The organism is Pseudomonas sp. SIMBA_068 (genome assembly GCF_046534705.1).
In the GTDB taxonomy this organism is placed as follows: Bacteria; Pseudomonadota; Gammaproteobacteria; order Pseudomonadales; family Pseudomonadaceae; genus Aquipseudomonas; species Aquipseudomonas putida.
Window position 1 is genome coordinate 1 of sequence record NZ_JAWRYI010000204.1, and the last position, 328, is coordinate 328.

The 328-nt window shown below is 55.5% G+C and carries 1 pseudogene; it reads left to right on the top strand.

Going from position 1 to position 328, the window contains the following annotated elements:
* Positions 1 to 222, top strand: a pseudogene (locus SB756_RS28830) (argininosuccinate synthase); the annotation flags it as partial.
* Positions 223 to 328 lie beyond the last annotated feature (106 nt).

Below are 328 nucleotides of genomic sequence, written 5' to 3' on the forward strand. Positions count from 1 at the left end.
GCTGCCGAATCGCTGGCGGAAGAGGTTAACGGTGAAGTGGTACTGCAGCTCTACAAAGGCCAGGCGACAGCCACCCAGAAGCGTTCCGCGAACAGCCTCTACTCGGAAGAGTTCGCCACCTTCGGTGAAGATGAAGTGTACGATCACCGTCATGCGGGCGGCTTTATCCGTCTGTTCTCGCTCTCTTCGCGTATCCGCGCCCTGAACGAGCAGAAGAAGTAATTTTCAGGCGAGGTGCGCCTCGCCTCATAGTTTCATTTCAGGGGCGGCATTTATGCCGCCCCTTGTTTAACGATTCAGAGGAGTTTTCACATGGCACTTTGGGGTG